Below are 19,825 nucleotides of genomic sequence, written 5' to 3'. Positions count from 1 at the left end.
CGCTTGGTCTCATTGGTCTGGGTGCCCCAGACAATGCCTTGGTGGAGGTCGGTAATCTTCACCTTGTCGTTCTTGTTGTAGAAATGGAAGAACAACTGATCCTGGGTCTTGGTCATGTGGTAGATCGAGCCCGGATTGGCCGGATAGAGGATCTCCTGATCCTTCAGGCCTTCATCGGTCTGGACCTTCACCTTGAGATAGCCCTCGGGAATTTTCATGCCCGCCGTGCCATAGCCATAGACGCCCATCGTGCCGAGGTGGACGAGATGGATGTCCCGGCCGCTGTCGACGATCGCCGCAAGGACGTCATTGGTGGCGTTGAGATTGTTGTCGACCGTGTAGCGCTTGTGGCGGGCCGATTTCATCGAGTAGGGCGCGGCGCGCTGTTCGGCGAAATGCACGATGGTATCGGGTTTTTCCTCATCGATCAGATCGATGAATTCCTGGAAATCCTTGCCGATATTCATGCTGACGAAGCGGATGTCGCGGCCGGAAACTTCTTTCCAGGCGGCGATGCGCTCGCTCATTGGCCGGATCGGCGTCAGCGATTCCACTTCCAGTTCGACGTCGATCATCCGGCGCGAGAGATTGTCGACGATGACGATGTCATGGCCGAGATTGGAGAGGTGGAGCGCTGTCGGCCATCCGCAGAAGCCGTCCCCACCGAGAACGATAACTTTCATAGTACTGGCGTCCGCCCATGGTGTTGATGTGGTTTTCTACTCTGTTTCTCGCAGGCGTCCGGATTCAATTCAAGTCCCTGCTCTGCGGTCAAGCAGGTGGAGTCCTGCTCAGGCACAGTTCAAGACGCATTTTCGAGGCCTCTGGAATAACCAGCGACGCTGTTTTGCCGCAATCATCCGGTGGACTGTAGCCTCAAAGGCGGGTAAATCCGCGCCAAATTCACCAACAGCCCGTCGCACCGGCGCCGGGAGATAGTTATCGGTATTGAGGAGACTGGGTATGGCCCTTCGGGTTGCGATCAACGGTTTTGGCCGCATTGGCCGTCTTGCCTTGCGTGCGGTGCTCGAGGAGCAGCGCTGGGGCGAGGTGGAAGTCGTGGCGATCAATGACAGCTCGACGCCGGAAACCAATGCCCACTTGCTGACCTATGACAGCGTGCATGGCCGCTATCCCGGCAAGATCGAGGTCGGCGAAGACTGGCTCGATGCCGGTTTCGGCCGCATCCAGAAAGTCTCCAACCGCGACCCGTCGCAACTGCCCTGGAAGGCCATGGGCGTTGATCTGGTGATGGAATGCACCGGCAAGTTCAACGACAAGGCCGCCGCCATGGCCCATATCGAGAGCGGCGCCAAGCGTGTGCTGTGCTCGGCTCCGGCCAAGAACGCCGACAAGACCATCGTCTATGGCGTCAATCACGACCAGCTGACCGCCGCCGACATCATTGTCTCCAATGCCTCATGCACCACCAATGGCCTCGCCCCTGTTGCCAAGGTGCTCAATGACGCCGTCGGCATCGAGCGCGGTCACATGACCACCATCCACGCCTATACCGGCGACCAGCCGACCCTGGACCGCAATCACAAGGACCTGCACCGCGCCCGCGCTGCTGCCATGTCGATGATCCCGACCTCGACCGGCGCCGCCAAGGCTGTCGGCCTCGTGCTGCCGGAACTGATCGGCAAGCTCGATGGCGCCGCCGTGCGCGTGCCGACCCCGAATGTCTCGCTGATCGATCTCGTCTTCGTGCCGTCGCGCGCGACCACGGCCAAGGAACTCTCCGATGCCGTCATCGCCGCCGCAGACGGCCCGATGAAGGGCGTGCTCGGCTATGACAGCATCCCGCTGGTCTCCATCGACTACAATCACGACAGCCGCTCCTCCATCGTCGCCATCGACAAGATCAATGTCATCGATGAGCGTCTGGTCCGGGTGATGACCTGGTACGACAATGAGTGGGGCTTCGCCTGCCGCATGGTCGATACGGCCGCGGCGATGGGTCGTTTCATCTAGGGGGAGAAAGGCGGCGTGACCGATCGGGAGCCGATCTTCGAGTTCCGGCCCTTTGATCGGCCAGAGCGTGGTCTTGGCGCAATCGCCGGCTTCGTCGTGATGGCTGCGGTCGCTGATTCGACCCAGCATCCTTTCGTCGGATATGCACTTTATCTCATCGTAATCACCTTGCCTCGCGCACTCGTTTTCGAGGCCCGCAAGATAAGTTATCTCGCTGAGAAACACGGTTTGCCCGGGTTTGTATTTCCCTGGTTCTTTCTGCCATTTCCCAGGCTAGCCCCTGCATCGGCGCTGTTGCGCCTCACGGTCGCGGCCGCCAACTGGCTCATCATCTGGCCAGGATTCGCCTACCTGATAGGCTTGGCCGTCCACACGTTTCGGAGTTGAGTGAATGACCATGATCCGCCGCATCCAGGACGCTGATATTGCCGGCAAGCGCGTGCTTGTGCGTGTCGATTTCAATGTGCCGATGAAGGATGGAAACGTCACCGACGATACCCGTCTGCAATCGGCCCTGCCGACGATCGAATTCCTGCGCGAAGCCGGGGCGAAAGTGATCCTGCTGGCCCATTTCGGCCGCCCCAAGGGTTGCCGCGTCACCGGCCTTTCGCTTGAGCCCGTGGCTCAGCCCCTGGCCGATCTGCTTGGCGTTGCGGTTGATTTCGTCGATGACATCGTCGGCGACGATGCCGCTTCGGCTGTGGCCGACATGGCCGATGGCGACGTGCTGCTGCTGCAGAATACGCGCTTCGAGCCCGGCGAGGAGGCCAATGATCCGGCCTTCGCCGCAGCGCTGGCGCGCCTCGGCGATATCTACGTCAATGACGCCTTCTCCGCCGCTCACCGCGCCCATGGCTCCACCGAGGGCGTGGCGCATTTGCTGCCGGCCTATGCCGGACTGGCGATGCAGCGCGAGATCGATCATCTCGTGGCCGCGCTTGAAAAGCCCGAGCGCCCGCTGATCGCGCTGGTCGGCGGCGCCAAGGTCTCCTCCAAGATCGATCTCCTGAAGAATCTGGTGAAGAAGGTCGACATCCTCTTCGTCGGCGGCGGCATGGCCAATACGCTGTTGCACGCCCAGGGCATCAAGGTCGGCGCCAGCCTGTGCGAGGCCGATCTGGCCGACACGGCGCGGTTGATCCTGGTCGCGGCGGAGGAAGCGGGCTGCCGGGTCATTTTGCCGAGCGATGTCGTGTTGGCGAAGGAATTCAAGGCGAACCCGGAAACCCGCCTGACCTCGATCCATGATGTCGGCGCGGATGAAATGATCCTCGATTGCGGTCCGGGCACGGTTGTCGCGCTCAACCAGGCAATCGACACCTGCAAGACGCTGATCTGGAACGGTCCGCTCGGCGCGTTCGAGACGCCGCCTTTCGATGCCGCGACAATGGCTGTGGCGGATCATGTCGCGCAGGCCGCGCGTGAGAACGGACTTGTGGCAGTTGGCGGCGGCGGCGATACGGTCGCGGCGCTCAACCAGGCCGGCGTCGCCGATGATTTCACCTTCATTTCGACGGCGGGCGGTGCCTTCCTCGAGTGGATGGAGGGCAAGGCCTTGCCGGGCGTTGAGGTGTTGATGCAGGCTGAGCGCGTCAACGCCTGACGCGGCGGCAGCGAAAAGCGCAATACGGGCCGTTTCCTGTCTTGGGATTCGCCCGGGCTCTGTATAGAAGGGGCCCGAAACATGATGCTGAAGACAAAGATCGAACCAAGCTGGGGATGACATGATGGATCTGGACCAACTCAACGAAACCGCCTGCGCCATGGTGGCACCGGGCAAGGGCCTGCTGGCCGCAGACGAATCCACCGGCACGATCGGCAAGCGCTTTGCCTCGATCGATCTGGAAAATACGGCCGATAACCGCCGCGACTGGCGCGAGATGCTGTTCCGCACCGAACCGGCGATGAGCCAGTATGTCTCCGGGGTGATCCTCTATGACGAGACCATCCGTCAGAAGGCCAAGGACGGCACGCCGCTGACCAAGCTGATCGAGGCCGCCGGCGCGATCCCGGGCATCAAGGTCGATACCGGTGCCAAGGCACTGGCCGGCAGCGATGGCGAGATGATCACCGAAGGCCTTGATGGCCTGCGCGACCGCCTCGCAGATTATTACGGTCTCGGTGCCCGCTTTGCCAAATGGCGCGCGGTGATCAATATCGGCCGCAATGGCGATGAATCCATGCCGAGCCAGTATTGCATCAATACCAATATGCACGCCCTGGCCCGCTATGCGGCGCTGTGCCAGGAAGCCAATATCGTTCCGATCGTCGAGCCGGAAGTCATCATGGATGGCGATCACTCGATCGAGCGCTGCTATGAAGTCACAGAATTCGCGCTCAAGACGCTCTATCGCGAGCTGTTTGACCAGGGCGTGATCCTGGAAGGCACGATCCTGAAGCCGAACATGGTGATCTCGGGCACGAAGAATGACGATCGCGCCAGCATCGAGGAAGTCGCCGACATGACCGTACAGTGTCTGGCCAATTGCGTGCCGGCCGCTGTTCCGGGCATCGCTTTCCTGTCGGGTGGTCAGTCCGATGAGGAAGCCACGGCTCACCTCAATGCCATGACCGCGAATTATGACCTGCCCTGGCCGGTCAGCTTCTCCTATGGCCGCGCGCTGCAGGCGGCGCCGCTGAAGGTCTGGGCTGGTAAGCCTGGCAATGTTGATGCGGCCCAGGCGGCCTTCAATCACCGCGCCAGGATGAACAGCCTCGCCGCACTGGGCGAATATGATGCGGCGATGGAGAAGGAACTGGCCGGGGCGTAAGCCGCGACCGCCTGTCGCCACCCACAAAAAACGGGGCCCGCATTGCGGGCCCCGTTCTCGTTTCGGCGATGGTCTGAAATCTACTGGGCGTATTCGGTGATGAAGATGGTGGCAGGCGCCGTCGAGCTGCCATAGGTGCCGACCCAGATATCATACTGGCCGCCATCCGGGCTCTCTCCGCCGACGACCGGGTTCAGGCCGTTGTAATCGTCGTTGCAATACCAGCTGCCGTCCGGGCCGTTGACGACCAGGGTCGTGTCGGCCGAGGAGGTGACGCCGATGAAGAGCTGGGAGCCACCGCCGCCGTATTGCAGGCGATAATCCGGCGCATTGGCGATCATCCCGACGCAGGCAGGGCTGAGCGAGGAGGCATCAATCGTGCCGCCAGCGACGACCTGTACCTGGTAGGGGTCAGGCATGAAGCCGGGATTCAGTGCCACGGAACCATAGGTCGGCGGCAGCGAATAATTCTGGGCGGAAGCGACGCCGGTCAGCGCGGCAACAGCGAGGGTGGCGGCAAGAACGGTTTTGATGGACATGTAATTCCCCTAATAGAACTGGATCGCAACAGGATCTCTGGTTGATGTCTCGCAACATGCCTTGCCGTTGATGACGGCCAGATGAACGCCGTGCGTTGACGGCTGCATTTGGGCCGGGATCCGGCGCCTATCCCCCACGTCCGACAATTATCCCACGTCATCCTGACGCAAGTCAGGACCCAGGCGGGACAGGTGCGGAGCCCGGTCTATCGAGGTCCCGACCTTTGTCGGGATGACGATATTTTGGTGATGTTATCCCCACCCCCTCTGCCTGCGCTTATGCTTCCAGCGTTCCGGTTGCACGGGAGGCGTGAGCTCAGTCACTTGCGGCGATCGGGAGCGTGGAGCCCATCCGCACAAAGGCGTGACAGCCCGAGTTCCGGTGGGGCCATGATCGGGGAAGTGAGGCATTAGGGCTCGACCAATCTTCCACGGTCATTTCGAGGCAGGGCCCGCGAGGGGCCTGAGTAAATCTCCACGTGCGGGACGTCTCGAATGTCTCAACTATTTATTGCGCTAACCGGCATTCGCCGGCGTCCCGCACACCTCCCAATCCGGGGAGGAACCCTCAAACCTCCAGCGGCAGGCCGCGTGGAGATTTTGGTGCCGGCCGCGATGCAGCCCCACTAGCCACCCGGGTCAAAATCGGTCAAAACGCCGCCATGACAACCCAGCTCTATCTGATAACGCCGCCGCGCATCGATGCGCAATTTGCCGAGACCCTGGTCGAGGTGCTGGCGACCGGCGATGTCGCCGCGCTGCAGATCCGGCTCAAGGACCACACCCCGGAGCAGATCCGGCAGCTGGCGCCGCCCCTGATCGCCATCGCCCAGCAGCATGGCGTCGCGGCGATCCTCAATGATGATGCCGCCCTGGCATCCGAGCTTGGGTGCGATGGCGTGCATCTCGGGCAGGGGGATGGCAGCGTCAAGGACGCCCGCGCCCTGCTCGGCAAGGACCGCACGATCGGTGTCACCTGCCATGACAGCCGCCATCTGGCGATGCTGGCCGGCGAGGCGGGTGCCGATTATGTCGCCTTCGGTGCCTTCTTCCCCACCACCACCAAGGACGTCAGCCACCAGGCCGATATCGATCTGATCAAATGGTGGGTCGAGGTGTTTGAACTGCCCTGCGTCGCCATCGGCGGCATCACGGTCGAAAATGCCGGCCCGCTGGTCGAGGCGCGCGCCGATTTCATCGCGGTCTCCGCGGGCGTGTGGCAACACCCCGACGGACCGGTGGCGGCCGTGGCGGCCTTCAAGGCGCTCTGCGCCGCGGGCTGAGCCGGGCGGACAAGGTTACAAATTCCTCAGCTTCATGCCGCCGGTCTTGACCTTGCCGCATTCCCGTCGCTGATAGGCAAAATGAAGATTTTTCCTGCTCTCTGCCTGAGCCTCGTGCTCGCCGCGCCCGTGCTGGCACAGGACGTCGCGGATACTCCACTGGTCGCTGCTGAGCCACAGGAGGTCTTTCCGGCTGAATTGATGCTGCTCCCCCAGGACGTCCAGGACGCGGCAATCGCCGGCATGGACGCTGCGGACGCCGAGGTGCCGACGGGTCTCAATGCCGCCGACGCGGCCTATTACCGGGCCCAGATCGCCTATATCGCCCAGGACTGGGTTCTGGCGCAGCGATATGCCGAGACCGCGGCTGCCGGTGGCAATGTCGAGGCCTCTGTCCTGGCGGGCATGATGGCCCGCGACGGCCTTACGGCCGAGCCCGACTACGCCGCCGCCGCGCGCTGGTTCCGCCGGGCGGCCGACCGGGACGAACCGATCGCGCTGTACCAGCTTGGCCTGTTGGCGCGACTGGGTGATCCCTCGCTCGCGCTGGGTGAGGCCAGTGTCTGGTTCGAACGCGCCGCGCGCCTGGGGCATCTCAATGCCATGGTCGCCTTTGCGATCGAGCAGAAGAATTCCCCCGTGCCCCAGGACGCCATCTCCGCTCGCGAATGGGCCGAGCGCGCCGCGCAGCAAGGCTCGCCCGAGGGCATGTATCAGCTGGCACAATTGCTCGATGCCGGCACCGGCGGGCCCGTCGACGCCTCCGGTGCACGCGCCTGGTACGAACGCGCGGCCAGCAATCGCCACGCAGAGGCCGCTTTCCAGGCGGGCATGATGTGGGCCGCCGGCGAGGGCGGTGAACAGGATGATGCCGAGGCCCTGCGCTGGATGCGGATTTCCGCCGAGAGCGGCTATGCGCCGGCCGAAGGGCAGTATGGCCTGATGCTGTATCAGGGCCGGGGAGCCGAGGCCGATCCATTCGCGGCGGCCTACTGGTTTTCCCAGGGTGCCCGCGGCGGCGATGCCGAGAGCCAGTTTCTCTTTGCCTTCGCCCTCGCCCGTGGTGACGGCATCCCGGTCGATCTGGAAGCGGCCTATGGCTGGGCGTTGATGGCGTCGGTCGATGCGCTTGGCGCGCCGGTCGGCGATCCGGATCGTGATCGCCTGCAGGCCGGTCTGGAACGCGCGCTGCCGCTGGACGTGCAGCAGCGGATCCGGGCCCAGGTCGAGTCGATGCGCTAGGCCGGCAGTGCCGCGCCGCTTGCCGATATCTGTCCCCGCTGATAGGAGAGCGCCACTCCACGGCCCAAGGGCGGTGCACACGGTTTTTCCGATAGGTGACGCATGAAAATCAACGGCAATGAAATTCGTCCCGGCAATGTGCTGCAACATCAGGACTCGCTCTGGGTCGCAGTGAAGACCGACCACGTCAAGCCAGGCAAGGGCGGAGCCTTTGCCCAGGTCGAGCTGAAGAACCTGCTCGATGGCCGCAAACTCAATGAACGCTTCCGCGCCGCCGACAAGGTCGAGCGCGTCCGTCTCGAGCAGCGCGACCAGACCTTCCTGTTCGACAGCGGCGATACGCTGACCTTCATGGACAAGGAAACCTTCGAGCAGATTGAACTGCGCAAGGATTTCGTCGGCGAGGAAAGCACGGCCTATCTGCAGGATGGCATGAATGTCGTGGTCGAATTCCACGAAGAGCGCCCGATCAGCATTTCCCTGCCGCAATTCGTGACCCTGGAAATCACGGAAACCGAACCGGTGGTGAAGGGGCAGACCGCTGCCAATTCCTTCAAACCCGCCATCCTGGAAAACGGTATCCGCACCGCCGTTCCGCCATTCGTCGGCACCGGCGAGCGCGTCGTGATCGCGACGGAAGATGGTTCATACGTGAAACGGGCGGAGTAGATCAGTGGGTACGCTTTCTCCTCTTCTGACAGTCATGGTCGATGTTGCCGGCCGTGCCGGACGCAAGCTCAATCGCGATTTTCGCGATGTTGAACATCTGCAGTATTCCAAGAAGGGGCCGGCCGATTTCGTTTCGATGGCCGACCACAAGTCCGAAGAGATCATCTATGACCGCCTGATGACGGCGCGTCCGGGCTATGGCTTCCTGATGGAAGAGCGCGGCATCGTCGAAGGCTCCGACCGGTCGCACCGCTGGATCGTCGATCCGCTCGATGGCACCACGAATTACCTGCACGGCATGCCGCATTTCGCTGTTTCGATCGCGCTCGAGCGCGAGGGCGAGCTGGTGGCCGGTGTGATCTACAACCCTGCCACCGACGAGATGTTCCACGCCGAGAAGGGCCGCGGCGCCTGGCTCGCCGACCGCCGTCTGCGGGTCGCCGGCCGGACCCAGCTCGAGGAGGCGGTCTTCGCCACCGGCATGCCGTTCGTCGGCAAGACCGGCCATGCCCGCTTCCTCAAGGAATTGCACCAGGTGATGCCGCGCTGTGCCGGCATCCGCCGCATGGGGTCGGCCTCTCTCGACCTCGCCTGGGTCGCTGCTGGCCGTTATGACGGCTTCTGGGAACGCGATCTGAAGCCCTGGGATATCGCTGCCGGCCTGTTGCTGGTGCGTGAAGCCGGTGGCTATATTGCCGAGATTGATGGCGGCAAGGATGTTCTGGGTACGGGCAGTATCGCGGCGGGCAATGAGAGCATGCTGGCTCAATTGCTCGAACGGCTGAAAGTCGCCGCCGCCTGACCGGGCCCTGGCCAGCGAAGCGGATTTTCCCACTTCACCTTTGACCTCGCCACCAAATCGTCCCAATGCCTTGGGATGAATAACGCTGCGAGTGATGTGAGGGGAAGTTATGCCGGTACAGCCTGATGAGCGGATGAGCGCGATCCAGACGGAGGTGCGCTTCACGGGTCCTTGGCGCTATATTGTCTGGATGGCCCTGTTCACCGCGATCGTGGCAGCGCTCGCCATTTTCCTTCGCGCTCAGCTGGTCGAGGCCTTCCAGGCCAATCCGGCGATCAATGGCGTGATCCTCGCCGTGCTGGTGATCGGCGTGATCTATACCTTCGCCCAGGCGCTGGGGATCGGGCCGGCCGCCAACTGGCTCAAGCGTTTCCGTTCGGCCGAGGCCGGCATCACCTTGCCACCGCCACCCGCCCTGATCGCCCCGATGGCCTCGATGATCGGCGAGACCGATGGCCGCGTCCGCCTTTCGGCCGGATCCGTTCGCACCGTGCTCGACTCGGTCGGCGCACGCATGTCCGAGGCGGGTGCCTTCACGCGCTATTTCGGGCGTCTGCTGATCTTTCTCGGCCTGCTCGGCACATTCTGGGGCCTGCTGGCGGTCGTGTCCGACGTTGGCCAGGCGGTCCGGGCGGTGACGGAAAGTTCGACCGGCGGCGAAGCCGATGTGATGCGGTTGATGTCGGCCATCCAGGACCCGATCGAGGGCATGGGCACCGCCTTTGCCTCCTCGCTCTTCGGTCTGGCCGGCTCCCTCGTGATCGGCTTCCTCGATCTGCAGGCCAGCCGCGCCCAGAACCGTTTCTACAATGAGATCGAGGAATGGCTCTCCTCCATTTCGCGCCTCTCGTCCGCCGGTCCGGCGGGCAGTGGGGATGGCGAGACCTCGAGTGCCTATGTCGGCGCGCTGCTGGAGCAGACGGCGGAGACCCTTGATCGTCTCTCCCATACGCTGGAGCGTCACACGCGCCAGCTCGATATCACCATGCAGCGCTTTGCCGAGGATGCCCGCGAAGGGCAGCAGGAAGCAGCGCGTGCATTGCGCGATGAAATCCGTGTCCTGATCCGGACCCTCGAAGCCCGGGACCGGGCGGGAGAATAGGTCATGGCGTCGCCGCGTTTCTCGCGTTTCCAGGAAGCCGATAACGGCGATCACTGGCCCGGCTTTGTCGACGCGCTGGCGACGCTGTTGCTGGTCATCGTCTTTCTGCTGTCGATCTTCGTGGCCGGGCAATTTGCCCTCAGCCGCGCGCTGACGGGCCGCGACCAGCAATTGGCCGACCTCAATGCCCAGCTCTCCCAGCTGGCCAATGAGCTAGATCTGGCGCGCGACGAGAATGCCGAGCTGGAAGTGCGCATCACCGGTCTGGTCGATGAGCGCGATGCCCTCAACAGCGCGCTGGCCATGGCCTATGGCCAGGCCGAATCCCTGAGCGCCGAGCTCGAAGCCGAACGCGAAATGTCATCCGAATCCATGCGGGCGCTGGCGCTGCTGAACCAGCAGATGCAGGTGCTGCGCGACCAGATTGCGACGCTCAATGCCGCGCTTGAAGCCTCCGAGCAGCGTGCGGAGGAGGCCGAGGTCCAGGTCATCAATCTCGGCGAGCGGCTCAACGCCGCCCTGGCGGAACGCGCCGCCGAACTGGCCGTCTATCGCTCCGATTTCTTCGGCCGCCTGCGCGCCATTCTCGGCAACCGCACCGGTGTGCGCATTGTCGGTGACCGCTTCGTGTTCGAAACCGATGTCCTCTTCCCGTCCGGCTCGGCCGCGCTGTCGAATGAGGGCCGCGAGAGCCTGCGTCCGATCGCCGATGCCATCATCCAGCTGACGACGGAAATCCCCTCTGATCTCGAATGGGTGATACGGATTGATGGCCATACCGACCCGGTCCCGATCCGCACCACCTATCCGTCCAACTGGCACCTCTCGGCTGCTCGCGCGATCTCGGTGGTACAATGGATGGAACAGCTGGGTGTGCCGCCGGAACGGCTCGTCGCGGCCGGGTTCGGGGAATTCCATCCGCTGGTGTCCGGCCGCACGGCCGAAGACAATGCCCGCAATCGCCGCATCGAGCTGAAGCTGACGTCGCGCTAGGCAAAGCGCGGCGGCGGGGTCAGAACCCCTGGAAGAAGAAGTCCATCGCCGACGTGATCTCGTCGCGATGCTGCTCGATATTTCCGACGGGCTCGCCGAGCGAGTGGACTGGCTGGGCGCCAATATCCGTCGTCAGGAGCAGATAAGACCGGCCCCCGATCACGAGGACCGGCTTCAGTCTCGGCAGTGGCGGCTCTTCAGCCTGTTCGACGAGACGCAGTGGTATGACGACACGGCTGGCCAGGTCGCCGAGGATCTCAGCCTGGACATCCACCACCAGCGGAATACGCCGGCTGTTGACGCGGAAAAGGTCGAAGCGGGCCACTTACGCTTCCTCCTCCGCCCACCACGGAGCGGGAAGCGCCATGCCCTCGCGTTTTATGCGCTCATTGTGAGCCTTGATGGCGTCGGCATTGTCTGCGAGCCAGCGTCGTGATTGTTCGGCCTTCAAAGCCGCCTCAATCCCGGCTTCAGCAGCGCGCGAGATATTGATGCCGAGGGCTTGGGCGTCCGATATGACGTCCTCGCGGACCGTCAGGTTGACGCGTTGGCGAGTGCCGGGTGTTTCGTATTTCATCGGATGGGCCTCCCGTGAACCGTGCAGTATTATACGTATGCAGCATACGCATGTCGACGGATTGGGTTCGATCCCAAGGAATTGCCAGGCGGGCGACTCATTCCCTCGCTTGCTTCGCCCGGATTCTTCAGGTATCAGCCCCGCTCCTGAGAGATATCAGCTGTGTGCGTCACGCGAGTTGGCGTGGCACAGCTAGAGAAGAAAGCCGGACCGATGAAACAAGATATCCATCCCGATTATCACATCATCAATGTCGTGATGACCAATGGGACGACCTTCCAGACCAAATCGACCTATGGCAAGGAAGGCGACACGATCAATCTCGACATCGATCCGACCTCGCACCCGGCCTGGACCGGCGGCAACGCACACCTGCTTGACCGCGCCGGCCGTGTTTCGCGCTTCAAGGACAAGTTCAAAGGCTTCGCTTGATCCTTCTCGAACACGCTTGAATGAAACGGGCGCGATCCTCACCGGATCGCGCCTTTTTCCTGTCTGGCAGTGCGCAGCAACAAAAAGGCCTCCCGAAGCGTTCCGGGAGGCCTTTTTGTTTGTGTAATGCTGGCGATCAGCCCTGGCTGAAGGCGCCGCGCAACCGTTCCAGATGGTCGGCGACCGGGTTGTTTTCAGCTTCCGGCGCACCCTCGGCATAGAGATTGTCATCCGTGCGCTTCAGGCGGGCATAGAGCGAACGCGAGCGCTCGACCAGATTGAGCAGGATTGGCGGCGGTGTTTCGCCTTCCGGCCAGAGCTGTTCGGTTGGCCGGTCACTGCCGAGACGGTATTTGCCGTCCGTGGCATCCTCGGCCGACATTTCACCTTCGGCCACGGCGCGCTGGGCCAGCAGCCAGGAGGCCGCCTGCATCAGACGTGTCGTCAGCTTCATGCTCTCGGTCGCATAGGACAGGGCGCCGGCGCGGTTGAGGGACTTGGCATCGTCGCGGCCCGCGCCATCGAGATAGCTCGCCGTCTCTTCCACCAGGTCCATGCCCTCGCGGAAAAGCTTGCCGAACATCTCGGATTTGCAGAAATCCATCGCCCGTGCTGCCGGTGCGGAACCGGCGGGGAAAAGGGTTGGTGTCTGGCTATCGGTCATCATGCGTCCAGTCGTCCGTCTGTGTCAGCTTCTGGCGATTCGTAGCAAAGCTCGGGCCAGAGTGGCCCAATTGGTTGATCAAATCTTGAACACGGCGTCTGCGGCGCTCAGTCCGGCCCGCTTTTTCTCAGTAATCGCGTCGATCCGCTGGATTTCGGTCTCCAGCAGCGCGCGGCGCTCGGCGAGATCCGACAGTGACAGGGCGCTGAGATCCGCGCCGGGAATGATGGCCTCGGGCTTGAGGCGGCTTGCAGCAGGCTCTTCGTCATGGAACATGATGACCTCCATCGCAGTCCTGATCCCAGCATAACCCGAAGTCCGGAAGAGTCCCATGCCAGACCCGAAAACAAATCGCATCGTCACCGCCAATCCGCCCGGCGGGCCTGAAGTCCTGCGGGTCGAGACGCGGCCCTTGCCGCAGCCCGGCGCCGGTGAGGTCCTGATCGGCACAGCGGCATGCGGCGTCAACCGGCCGGACCAGATCGAACGGATGGGGTTCTACCCGGCACCGCCCGGTGCGCCGGAAGGTTTGGGGCTGGAAGTGTCGGGCCGGGTCGAGGCTTTGGGAGAGGGCGTCAGCGGCTTCGCGGTCGGTGATCCGGTCTGCGCCCTGGTCGCTGGCGGGGGATATTCCGATCATGTTCGCGCGCCTGCCGGCTCGGTCTTGCCGCTCCCGGCCGGGATGGAGCTGACCGATGCGGCGGGATTGCCGGAAACGGTTTTCACCGTCTGGGCGAATGTGTTCGAGATTGGTGCATTGTTGCAGGGCGAGACCATCCTGATCCATGGCGGGTCGAGCGGAATCGGCACAACAGCCATCCAGATGGCCAAGGCCGCCGGCGCCCGCGTCTTCACGACGGCCGGCACCGAAGAGAAATGCGCCCTGTGCCGCTCCCTTGGCGCGGACCGGGCGATCAACTACCGCGAAGAAGACTATGAAGCGATCCTGACCGAGGCCGGCGGTGCCGATGTCGTGCTCGACATGGTCGGCGGCAGCTATGTCCAGAAGAACATCAATCTGGCCCGGCCGGGCGGGCGTCTGGTCTCGATTGCCTTCCTGCAGGGCAGCCGCGTCGAGATTGATCTGATGCGCGTCATGCTCAAGCGTCTGACCCTGACGGGCTCGACCCTGCGCGCCCGGCCCGATGCCGAGAAGGCGCGACTGGCGGCGGCTGTGCGGCGCACGGTCTGGCCCTGGGTTGAGGCTGGTCAGCTGCGCCCGGTGATCGATGCCCGCTTTGCGCTCGACGATGTCCGCGCCGCACACGAACGGCTCGATTCGGGCGCGCATTCCGGCAAGATTCTGCTGATCCCCTGATGCGCGAGAGTGTAATCTGCTTTGCAGACTCGTCCTGCTGCGATATAGAGGCCGCAAATCGCTTGGCTGGACTGATACTCAGACCGCTAGCGTCGGAAGCCCAAGCCCGGCACCGCGTCGGGCTTTTTTTTATTCTCCGAAGGAGCAAGACATGACCGAGATCCTGATGCCGAAAGCCACGGCGGTCTGGCTCGTTGACAACACCTCGCTGACCTTTGACCAGATCGCGGATTTCTGCGGTCTGCATCCCCTGGAAGTCAAAGGTATTGCCGATGGCGATGTCGCCGTTGGCGTGCGCGGTGCCGATCCGATTTCGAACGGTCAGCTGACCCGCGAGGAAATTGCCAAGGCCGAGGGCAAGTCAACCTTCCGGATGACGCCGGTTCAGCCGAAATATTCCGATCTGCACCAGCCGGCCAAGCGCCGCGGTCCGCGTTACACGCCGCTTTCGCGGCGCCAGAACCGCCCGGACGCCATCGCCTGGCTTGTGCGCAACCACCCGGAACTGTCCGACCCGCAGATCTCGAAACTGGTCGGCACGACCAAGACGACGATCGCAGCGGTCCGTGACCGGACTCACTGGAATTCCAGCGGCATCAAGCCGACCGACCCGGTTTCGCTTGGCCTTTGCAGCCAGATCGACCTTGATGAACAGGTCAAGAAGGCTTCCTCGCGCCGTCGCAAGATCGAGGAAGAAAATCCGGAATTGCTGGCTGACACCCTGAAGCCACGCGAGCAGCTGGTTGCCGACTCGGATGAGCCGGCCGCGGGCGAAATCAATCTCGAGACCCTGTTCGGCAGCCCGTCGAAAAAGGATGCCGAGGAAGACGAAGAATAGGCTGTTGCAAGGCCGGGACGGACGACGGGCTGTGCCCCTTGTCCGTCCCGCCTGTGTCAACGCCTGCCTGGATGGCCCCGTGAGTGACCGGGCGGATTACTGGTCGGCAGCAACCGTATAATTGAGGGCCAGCCGCCCGCCATCGGCATAGATCGTGGTGCCGGTGATATAGCTCGCATCCTTCGACGCCAGGAATGAGGCCACCGAAGCGACCTCATCCGGGTCACCAATTCGATGCATGGGCGTGCGCGACAGGATCTTGTCCATCGCCGCCTTGTCCTCATTTACGGCCTTGAGCACATCCGTATTGATGCTGCCCGGCCCGATCGCATTGACGCGAATCCCGTATTTGGCGAGGCCCAGGGCCATTGATTTGGTCAGCTGGTTGAGCGCGCCCTTGCTGGTGCAATAGGCCAGCTGGTCAGGGATCGCCATGATACCATTGACCGACGACATGTTGATGATGGCATAGCGGCGGCGGGCATCATCGGTCCGCTCTCCGCTCTCCTCGATCTGCTCGACCATTTGCTTGGCGCATTCGCGGGCCACCAGGAAGGCGCCGCGCAGATTGACGCCGATGACTCGGTCGAACTCGGCTTCGGAGAGCTCGAGAATATCACCCTTCGCAACGACGCCGGCATTGTTGACCAGGATGTCCAGGCGGTCGAAGGCCGATCGGGTCTCGGCCAGAAGATTGCTGACAGACAGGCGGTCGGAGACATCACAGGGCACAAACAGGGCGCGACCGCGATCGCCGCCCAGCTCGCTGGCCAGCGCTGTACCGGAGGCGGTGTCGATATCGGCGATGACGACCTTGCATCCGTCCTCGCTCAGACGGCGGGCGCAGGCCTTGCCGATCCCGTTTGCTCCGCCGGTAATGATTGCGACTCGATCGCCAGAGGCCATGGGAAAACCTTCCTGTAAAACCGGCGCATCGGGCGCCGCTCAATTGTCTCCACTCGCACAGGCCGAGGCGTTAGGCAACGCGTCTCCCAGCCGGAGCGGTGCGGGTTCAGGGGTGGTGTGTGCGCTCGAAGTCGGCGGTGATCTGGGGATCCTCCGGATCGAGCTGATGCGCCCGCTGGTAGAGCGGCAGCGCTTCGTCGAGACGGCCGACGGCTTCCAGCGCCGTCGCGTGTGAGTGGATGATCGCACCGGTGTCGGGTTCGATCGAGGCAGCGGCTTCACAAAGCGGCAGGGCGGTATCGGCGCGTCCGTCCTGGATCAGGGTCCAGCACAGCATGTTCAGGCTCGAGCCGTTCTCCGGTTCCAGCTCGACCGCCTGGCGCGCATCGGCGACGGCGGCACTTGTCATGCCGGCGTCGAGCAGGGCGCTCGACCGGTTGAGCCAGGCGCCCATCCAGTCCGGTTCAAGCCGGACAATGGCATCATAGGACACGACTGCATCGGCGTGACGATCCATGCGCTGATAGACGAAGCCCATATTCAGGAAGGTCAGGACATCGTCGGGCATTTCCGCGGCGGCGTGCTGAAGGTCGGCGAGGGCCGCATCAAGCTGGCCGAGCTCGGCCCGGGCAATGCCGCGATTGCGCCACAGGATCGGACTGGCGATGGCGGCGTGCTGGGTGTCGGCGATGGCGAAGGCCATGTTGTAGGCGGAGAGGGCGTCCTGGTAGCGTTCCTCGGCGAGATAGGCGGCGCCGAGCGCGGCATAGGTCTGGACCTCGTCCTCGGGTTCCTGCTCGCTGGTGCCGAGGCATTCCTCGAGCAGTTCCGCGGCGTTGCCTGTTTCGCCGGCATCCATGGCTGCACGGCCGTCGGCACAGGCGTCGGCTGGTTTCTGCGCGATGGCGGCAGCTGGTCCGCCCAGGAACAGGGCAGACACAATCATGACTAGGATGCGCATTTCGATCTCCGATTCATCGACCGCAATCAATTCCCCTCGCCACTCTACAACGCAAAAGGGGCGGCCCGAAAGCCGCCCCAGAGATTCGATCAGCCGACGAGCGTTTTGGGCTCCGACATTCGCAGGCTTTCTATCTGTTCCTTCAGTCGAAGCTTCTCCTTTTTCAACCGAGCGACCTCAAGCGAATCCGCCGACGGGTGTTTGAAAACCTCGTCGATTTGGGCGTCCAGACGCGTATGACGCGCGTCGAGCTCACGAATGCGGGCTGCGATTGGCATGGATTAAACTCCTCTTGGTGAAGTGGATGAATGGATTGAAGCAGGTTCCAGCGTTATGTCTATTCACGAAACGTTTCGGGGTTAGGTGATGGTAAAATCAGACCGCTTGATTGTCGGGGTCTCCGGGGCCTCCGGAATCATCTACGGCATCCGTGCCCTGGCAGCCCTGCGCGAGCTGGGGATCGAGAGCCATATGGTCGCCTCGAAGGCCGCCGAAATGACGCTTCACTACGAGACCGAATTCTCGGTGTCCGAGTTTCGCGCCGGTGCCGACCATGTTTACAAGATGCCCGATGTCGGCGCGGCGATCGCCTCGGGCTCCTTCCAGACCCGCGGCATGCTGATCGCACCCTGTTCGGTGCGGACCATGTCGGAGATTGCCTCGGGTGTGACATCGAGCCTGTTGACGCGCGCCGCGGACGTTGTCCTGAAGGAGCGTCGCCGGCTTGTCCTGATGCTGCGCGAGACGCCCCTGCATCTGGGGCATCTTCGGACCATGACCGCGTTGAACGAGATGGGCGCGATTATCTGCCCGCCCATGCCGGCCTTCTACGCCAAGCCGGTGACGATTGATGACCTGGTCAACCAATCGGTCGGGCGAGCCCTGGATCTGTTCGGTCTCGACTGGGACGCAACCCGGCGTTGGGGTGAGGATCTCGAGGGCGGACGCCGCCCGCGCAGTTGAGAGAATCTCGCCTGAATCCGGCACTCGGCGATTTCATTGATTCACGAAAAGCGCTATGATCCCGGCTTCGGCGCGACGGCTGCCGACGGACGCTTGAGCCTCCGCAGTTTCCGCACGGCCGGTTTGGCCAGAAAAGAGACCGTACAGGCATGGACGGACAATCCTTTGACCCGCAGGAGCTGCGTTCGCGCATTTCATCGATGCGCGAGCAGCATGAAGCCCTCAATCACGAGGTTGACGCGTTGGCCGTGAACGGTGTCACCGATCAGCTCAAACTGGCTCGGCTGAAAAAGGAAAAGCTGCGGATCAAGGACCAGCTTGCGGCCCTGACCGACCAGCTCACCCCGGACATCATCGCCTGATTTTCTGAAAATGGATGGCGGGCTCCGGCGGTGCCGGTCAGGCCTTCTTGCGTGCGGCGGCCTCGAGCTGGCGCTTTTGGTCCTGCTTGCGCGCATACATGGCCGCATCGGCCTCTGCCATGGCCTCGGCGGCATTGCGCCCGGGCTCAAGCGGATAGGCGCCCCAGGCGACACCGACATACATCTCGCGGCCATCGTGCACGAAGGGAACCTTCTCCAGCCGGTCAACGAGCTGGCGAGCCTTGGTGTCGGCCCCGGCAGGTCCGGTCAGGGTCAGCACCACACCGAACTCGTCGCCGCCCAGACGGCCGACAGCGTCGGTTTCGCGGACATGCGCGGTCAGCTGTGCTGCGACATGGTGCAGGGCGGCATCGCCGGCGGCGTGGCCGTAGGTGTCGTTGATGTCCTTGAAACCGTTCAGGTCGAGATAGATCAGGGCCGAGGGCGCATTGTGACGCTCGGCGAGGGCGAGCGCACGGCTCACCTCGCGCAGGAAGGCGCGGCGGTTGAGCACTGGCAGCAGCACGTCATGGTCGGCGAGGGATTCCAGTTCGCGAACCCGGCCGCGCAGGCGTTCGGTTTCCTTGCGCAGCTGGTCGACCTCTCCCATCAAGGACAGGAGTGCGCGCTGGACATTGGGGGTCAATTCGGCTTCCGGAACGCCCATGATCGAGGCCGCATCACGCGGCGCGTCGATCGCGCCGGCCGAGCCGGCAGACTTCGCAGCCCCGGCCTTGCCGGTACGCGTGACGTCTCGCGTCGTATTCGTGGGTCCGATGCGCATGGGGTGGTCGTCCTGGGCGATTCTTTTCACCCTCAGGCTCGCCAAGTGTGGTTAAGAAACCCTCAAAAACGAAAAGAAATCCATTGTCACGACTGGCCATCTTGACCTGTGGCCGGTGAAAGCTATGGTCCCGCGCTTCCTTTTCACGCGCAGGAAGCGTCATGAGCGAATTTTCGCCGAATTCTCCCGGTCATCAACCCGATGTCTCCGTCATCATGGGATCGCGGTCCGATTGGCCGACCATGAAGAAGACAGCCGACATCCTGGATGCCCTCAACATTCGCCATGAAGTGCGCGTGGTCTCGGCTCACCGGACGCCGGACCGCATGGTCGACTTCGCGAAGGCGGCCCGCGGCCGGGGCATCAAGGTGATTATCGCCGGTGCCGGCGGTGCGGCGCACCTTCCCGGCATGGTCGCCTCGATGACGACGCTGCCGGTGCTGGGTGTTCCGATCAAGTCGAAGGCGTTGAGCGGCAAGGACAGCCTGCTCTCCATCGTCCAGATGCCGGGCGGGATTCCCGTTGGCACGCTCGCCATCGGCGATGCCGGTGCCAAGAATGCCGGCCTGCTGGCGGCCTCCATCCTGTCGCTCTCCGATCCTGATATCGCCAATGCCCTGTCGGCCTGGCGCCAGGCCCAGACCG

Annotated in this window: 26 protein-coding genes; 16 read left to right on the top strand and 10 right to left on the bottom strand. The window is 63.1% G+C overall.

All coding sequences use genetic code 11. The annotated features are described in order from the left end of the window. On the bottom strand, positions 1-683 hold a 683-nt coding region (locus tag ACN0YF_RS14130), incomplete at its 3' end, for an NAD-dependent epimerase/dehydratase family protein (RefSeq protein WP_417494882.1). Positions 684-963: 280 nt separating this feature from the next. Between ACN0YF_RS14130 and gap the strand changes: the two genes are divergently transcribed. The 4 genes from gap (at position 964) to ACN0YF_RS14110 (ending at position 4,745) form a co-directional block, all read left to right on the top strand. Then, complete coding sequence (gene gap / locus ACN0YF_RS14125; RefSeq protein WP_417494881.1) at positions 964-1,974, top strand: type I glyceraldehyde-3-phosphate dehydrogenase; 1,011 nt, start codon at positions 964-966, stop codon at positions 1,972-1,974. A 15-nt stretch (positions 1,975-1,989) separates the two neighbouring features. Beyond that, positions 1,990-2,361 (top strand): hypothetical protein, encoded by a 372-nt coding sequence (locus ACN0YF_RS14120; RefSeq protein ID WP_417494880.1) that lies wholly within the window; start codon positions 1,990-1,992, stop codon positions 2,359-2,361. A gap of 4 nt (positions 2,362-2,365) precedes the next feature. Beyond that, positions 2,366-3,577, top strand: a complete 1,212-nt coding sequence (locus tag ACN0YF_RS14115) for a phosphoglycerate kinase (protein ID WP_417494879.1) — start codon at positions 2,366-2,368, stop codon at positions 3,575-3,577. A 124-nt stretch (positions 3,578-3,701) separates the two neighbouring features. Continuing rightward, complete coding sequence (locus ACN0YF_RS14110) at positions 3,702-4,745, top strand: class I fructose-bisphosphate aldolase (RefSeq protein WP_417482001.1); 1,044 nt, start codon at positions 3,702-3,704, stop codon at positions 4,743-4,745. Between the two features lie 80 nt (positions 4,746-4,825). Here ACN0YF_RS14110 and ACN0YF_RS14105 read toward each other — a convergent pair whose 3' ends face one another. Next, complete coding sequence (locus ACN0YF_RS14105) at positions 4,826-5,284, bottom strand: peptidase S1 (protein ID WP_417481871.1); 459 nt, start codon at positions 5,282-5,284, stop codon at positions 4,826-4,828. 662 nt (positions 5,285-5,946) lie between these two features. Here ACN0YF_RS14105 and thiE point away from each other — a divergent pair. The 6 genes from thiE (at position 5,947) to ACN0YF_RS14075 (ending at position 11,375) form a co-directional block, all read left to right on the top strand. Further along, positions 5,947-6,567, top strand: a complete 621-nt coding sequence (gene thiE, locus ACN0YF_RS14100) for a thiamine phosphate synthase (RefSeq protein ID WP_417494878.1) — start codon at positions 5,947-5,949, stop codon at positions 6,565-6,567. An 81-nt stretch (positions 6,568-6,648) separates the two neighbouring features. Then, positions 6,649-7,809: a tetratricopeptide repeat protein gene (locus tag ACN0YF_RS14095; protein ID WP_417494877.1), complete on the top strand. Its 1,161-nt coding sequence runs from the start codon at positions 6,649-6,651 to the stop codon at positions 7,807-7,809. Between the two features lie 102 nt (positions 7,810-7,911). Beyond that, the gene (efp, locus tag ACN0YF_RS14090; RefSeq protein WP_417481874.1) at positions 7,912-8,478 is read left to right on the top strand and encodes an elongation factor P; all 567 of its coding nucleotides are present in this window, start codon (positions 7,912-7,914) and stop codon (positions 8,476-8,478) included. Positions 8,479-8,482: 4 nt separating this feature from the next. Then, complete coding sequence (locus ACN0YF_RS14085) at positions 8,483-9,280, top strand: inositol monophosphatase family protein (RefSeq protein WP_417481875.1); 798 nt, start codon at positions 8,483-8,485, stop codon at positions 9,278-9,280. A 109-nt stretch (positions 9,281-9,389) separates the two neighbouring features. After that, positions 9,390-10,382 carry a hypothetical protein gene (locus ACN0YF_RS14080; RefSeq protein ID WP_417494876.1) on the top strand — a complete coding sequence of 331 codons (993 nt, stop codon included), beginning with the start codon at positions 9,390-9,392 and terminating at the stop codon, positions 10,380-10,382. A gap of 3 nt (positions 10,383-10,385) precedes the next feature. After that, entirely contained in the window at positions 10,386-11,375 is a 990-nt protein-coding gene (locus ACN0YF_RS14075; RefSeq protein ID WP_417481877.1) for a peptidoglycan -binding protein, read from the top strand. Between the two features lie 19 nt (positions 11,376-11,394). Here ACN0YF_RS14075 and ACN0YF_RS14070 read toward each other — a convergent pair whose 3' ends face one another. Together ACN0YF_RS14070 and ACN0YF_RS14065 are read right to left on the bottom strand one after the other, a co-directional pair. Further along, positions 11,395-11,700: a CcdB family protein gene (locus tag ACN0YF_RS14070; protein WP_417494875.1), complete on the bottom strand. Its 306-nt coding sequence runs from the start codon at positions 11,698-11,700 to the stop codon at positions 11,395-11,397. Further along, positions 11,701-11,952, bottom strand: coding sequence for a type II toxin-antitoxin system CcdA family antitoxin (locus ACN0YF_RS14065; protein ID WP_417494874.1), 252 nt, complete (start codon positions 11,950-11,952; stop codon positions 11,701-11,703). It abuts the gene before it with no gap. A 213-nt stretch (positions 11,953-12,165) separates the two neighbouring features. Here ACN0YF_RS14065 and rpmE point away from each other — a divergent pair, with 213 nt between their 5' ends. Further along, complete coding sequence (gene rpmE / locus ACN0YF_RS14060; RefSeq protein ID WP_417494873.1) at positions 12,166-12,384, top strand: 50S ribosomal protein L31; 219 nt, start codon at positions 12,166-12,168, stop codon at positions 12,382-12,384. A gap of 136 nt (positions 12,385-12,520) precedes the next feature. Here the strand turns inward: rpmE and ACN0YF_RS14055 are convergent, their stop codons facing one another. Next, positions 12,521-13,048 carry a DUF1465 family protein gene (locus ACN0YF_RS14055; protein ID WP_417481881.1) on the bottom strand — a complete coding sequence of 176 codons (528 nt, stop codon included), beginning with the start codon at positions 13,046-13,048 and terminating at the stop codon, positions 12,521-12,523. A 78-nt stretch (positions 13,049-13,126) separates the two neighbouring features. Beyond that, on the bottom strand, positions 13,127-13,324 hold the full coding sequence (locus ACN0YF_RS14050; protein ID WP_417481882.1) for a DUF1192 domain-containing protein: 198 nt from the start codon (positions 13,322-13,324) through the stop codon (positions 13,127-13,129). A gap of 55 nt (positions 13,325-13,379) precedes the next feature. On the opposite strand from ACN0YF_RS14050, the gene ACN0YF_RS14045 reads away from it, so the two are divergent. Together ACN0YF_RS14045 and ACN0YF_RS14040 are read left to right on the top strand one after the other, a co-directional pair. Beyond that, positions 13,380-14,366, top strand: coding sequence for an NAD(P)H-quinone oxidoreductase (locus ACN0YF_RS14045; RefSeq protein ID WP_417494872.1), 987 nt, complete (start codon positions 13,380-13,382; stop codon positions 14,364-14,366). Between the two features lie 151 nt (positions 14,367-14,517). Next, a complete protein-coding gene (locus ACN0YF_RS14040; protein ID WP_417481884.1) occupies positions 14,518-15,204 on the top strand; it encodes a DUF1013 domain-containing protein in 687 nt (228 codons plus the stop codon). Positions 15,205-15,300: 96 nt separating this feature from the next. Here ACN0YF_RS14040 and ACN0YF_RS14035 read toward each other — a convergent pair whose 3' ends face one another. The 3 genes from ACN0YF_RS14035 to ACN0YF_RS14025 form a co-directional block, all read right to left on the bottom strand. After that, positions 15,301-16,110 (bottom strand): SDR family NAD(P)-dependent oxidoreductase, encoded by an 810-nt coding sequence (locus tag ACN0YF_RS14035; RefSeq protein ID WP_417481885.1) that lies wholly within the window; start codon positions 16,108-16,110, stop codon positions 15,301-15,303. A gap of 106 nt (positions 16,111-16,216) precedes the next feature. Continuing rightward, complete coding sequence (locus ACN0YF_RS14030) at positions 16,217-17,071, bottom strand: tetratricopeptide repeat protein (protein WP_417494871.1); 855 nt, start codon at positions 17,069-17,071, stop codon at positions 16,217-16,219. Positions 17,072-17,160: 89 nt separating this feature from the next. Continuing rightward, complete coding sequence (locus ACN0YF_RS14025; protein WP_417481887.1) at positions 17,161-17,349, bottom strand: YdcH family protein; 189 nt, start codon at positions 17,347-17,349, stop codon at positions 17,161-17,163. Between the two features lie 88 nt (positions 17,350-17,437). On the opposite strand from ACN0YF_RS14025, the gene ACN0YF_RS14020 reads away from it, so the two are divergent. Then, positions 17,438-18,034 carry a UbiX family flavin prenyltransferase gene (locus ACN0YF_RS14020; RefSeq protein WP_417494870.1) on the top strand — a complete coding sequence of 199 codons (597 nt, stop codon included), beginning with the start codon at positions 17,438-17,440 and terminating at the stop codon, positions 18,032-18,034. 149 nt (positions 18,035-18,183) lie between these two features. Then, on the top strand, positions 18,184-18,396 hold the full coding sequence (locus tag ACN0YF_RS14015; protein ID WP_417481889.1) for a YdcH family protein: 213 nt from the start codon (positions 18,184-18,186) through the stop codon (positions 18,394-18,396). Positions 18,397-18,433: 37 nt separating this feature from the next. Here ACN0YF_RS14015 and ACN0YF_RS14010 read toward each other — a convergent pair whose 3' ends face one another. Beyond that, positions 18,434-19,180: a GGDEF domain-containing protein gene (locus tag ACN0YF_RS14010; protein ID WP_417481890.1), complete on the bottom strand. Its 747-nt coding sequence runs from the start codon at positions 19,178-19,180 to the stop codon at positions 18,434-18,436. A 161-nt stretch (positions 19,181-19,341) separates the two neighbouring features. Here ACN0YF_RS14010 and purE point away from each other — a divergent pair. Continuing rightward, on the top strand, positions 19,342-19,825 hold a 484-nt coding region (gene purE, locus ACN0YF_RS14005; protein WP_417494869.1), incomplete at its 3' end, for a 5-(carboxyamino)imidazole ribonucleotide mutase.

The organism is Maricaulis sp. (assembly GCF_048270265.1).
Classification (GTDB): Bacteria; Pseudomonadota; Alphaproteobacteria; order Caulobacterales; family Maricaulaceae; genus Maricaulis.
Note: the sequence above shows the minus strand (reverse complement) of the source record. Positions and strands in the feature narration are given on the sequence as shown.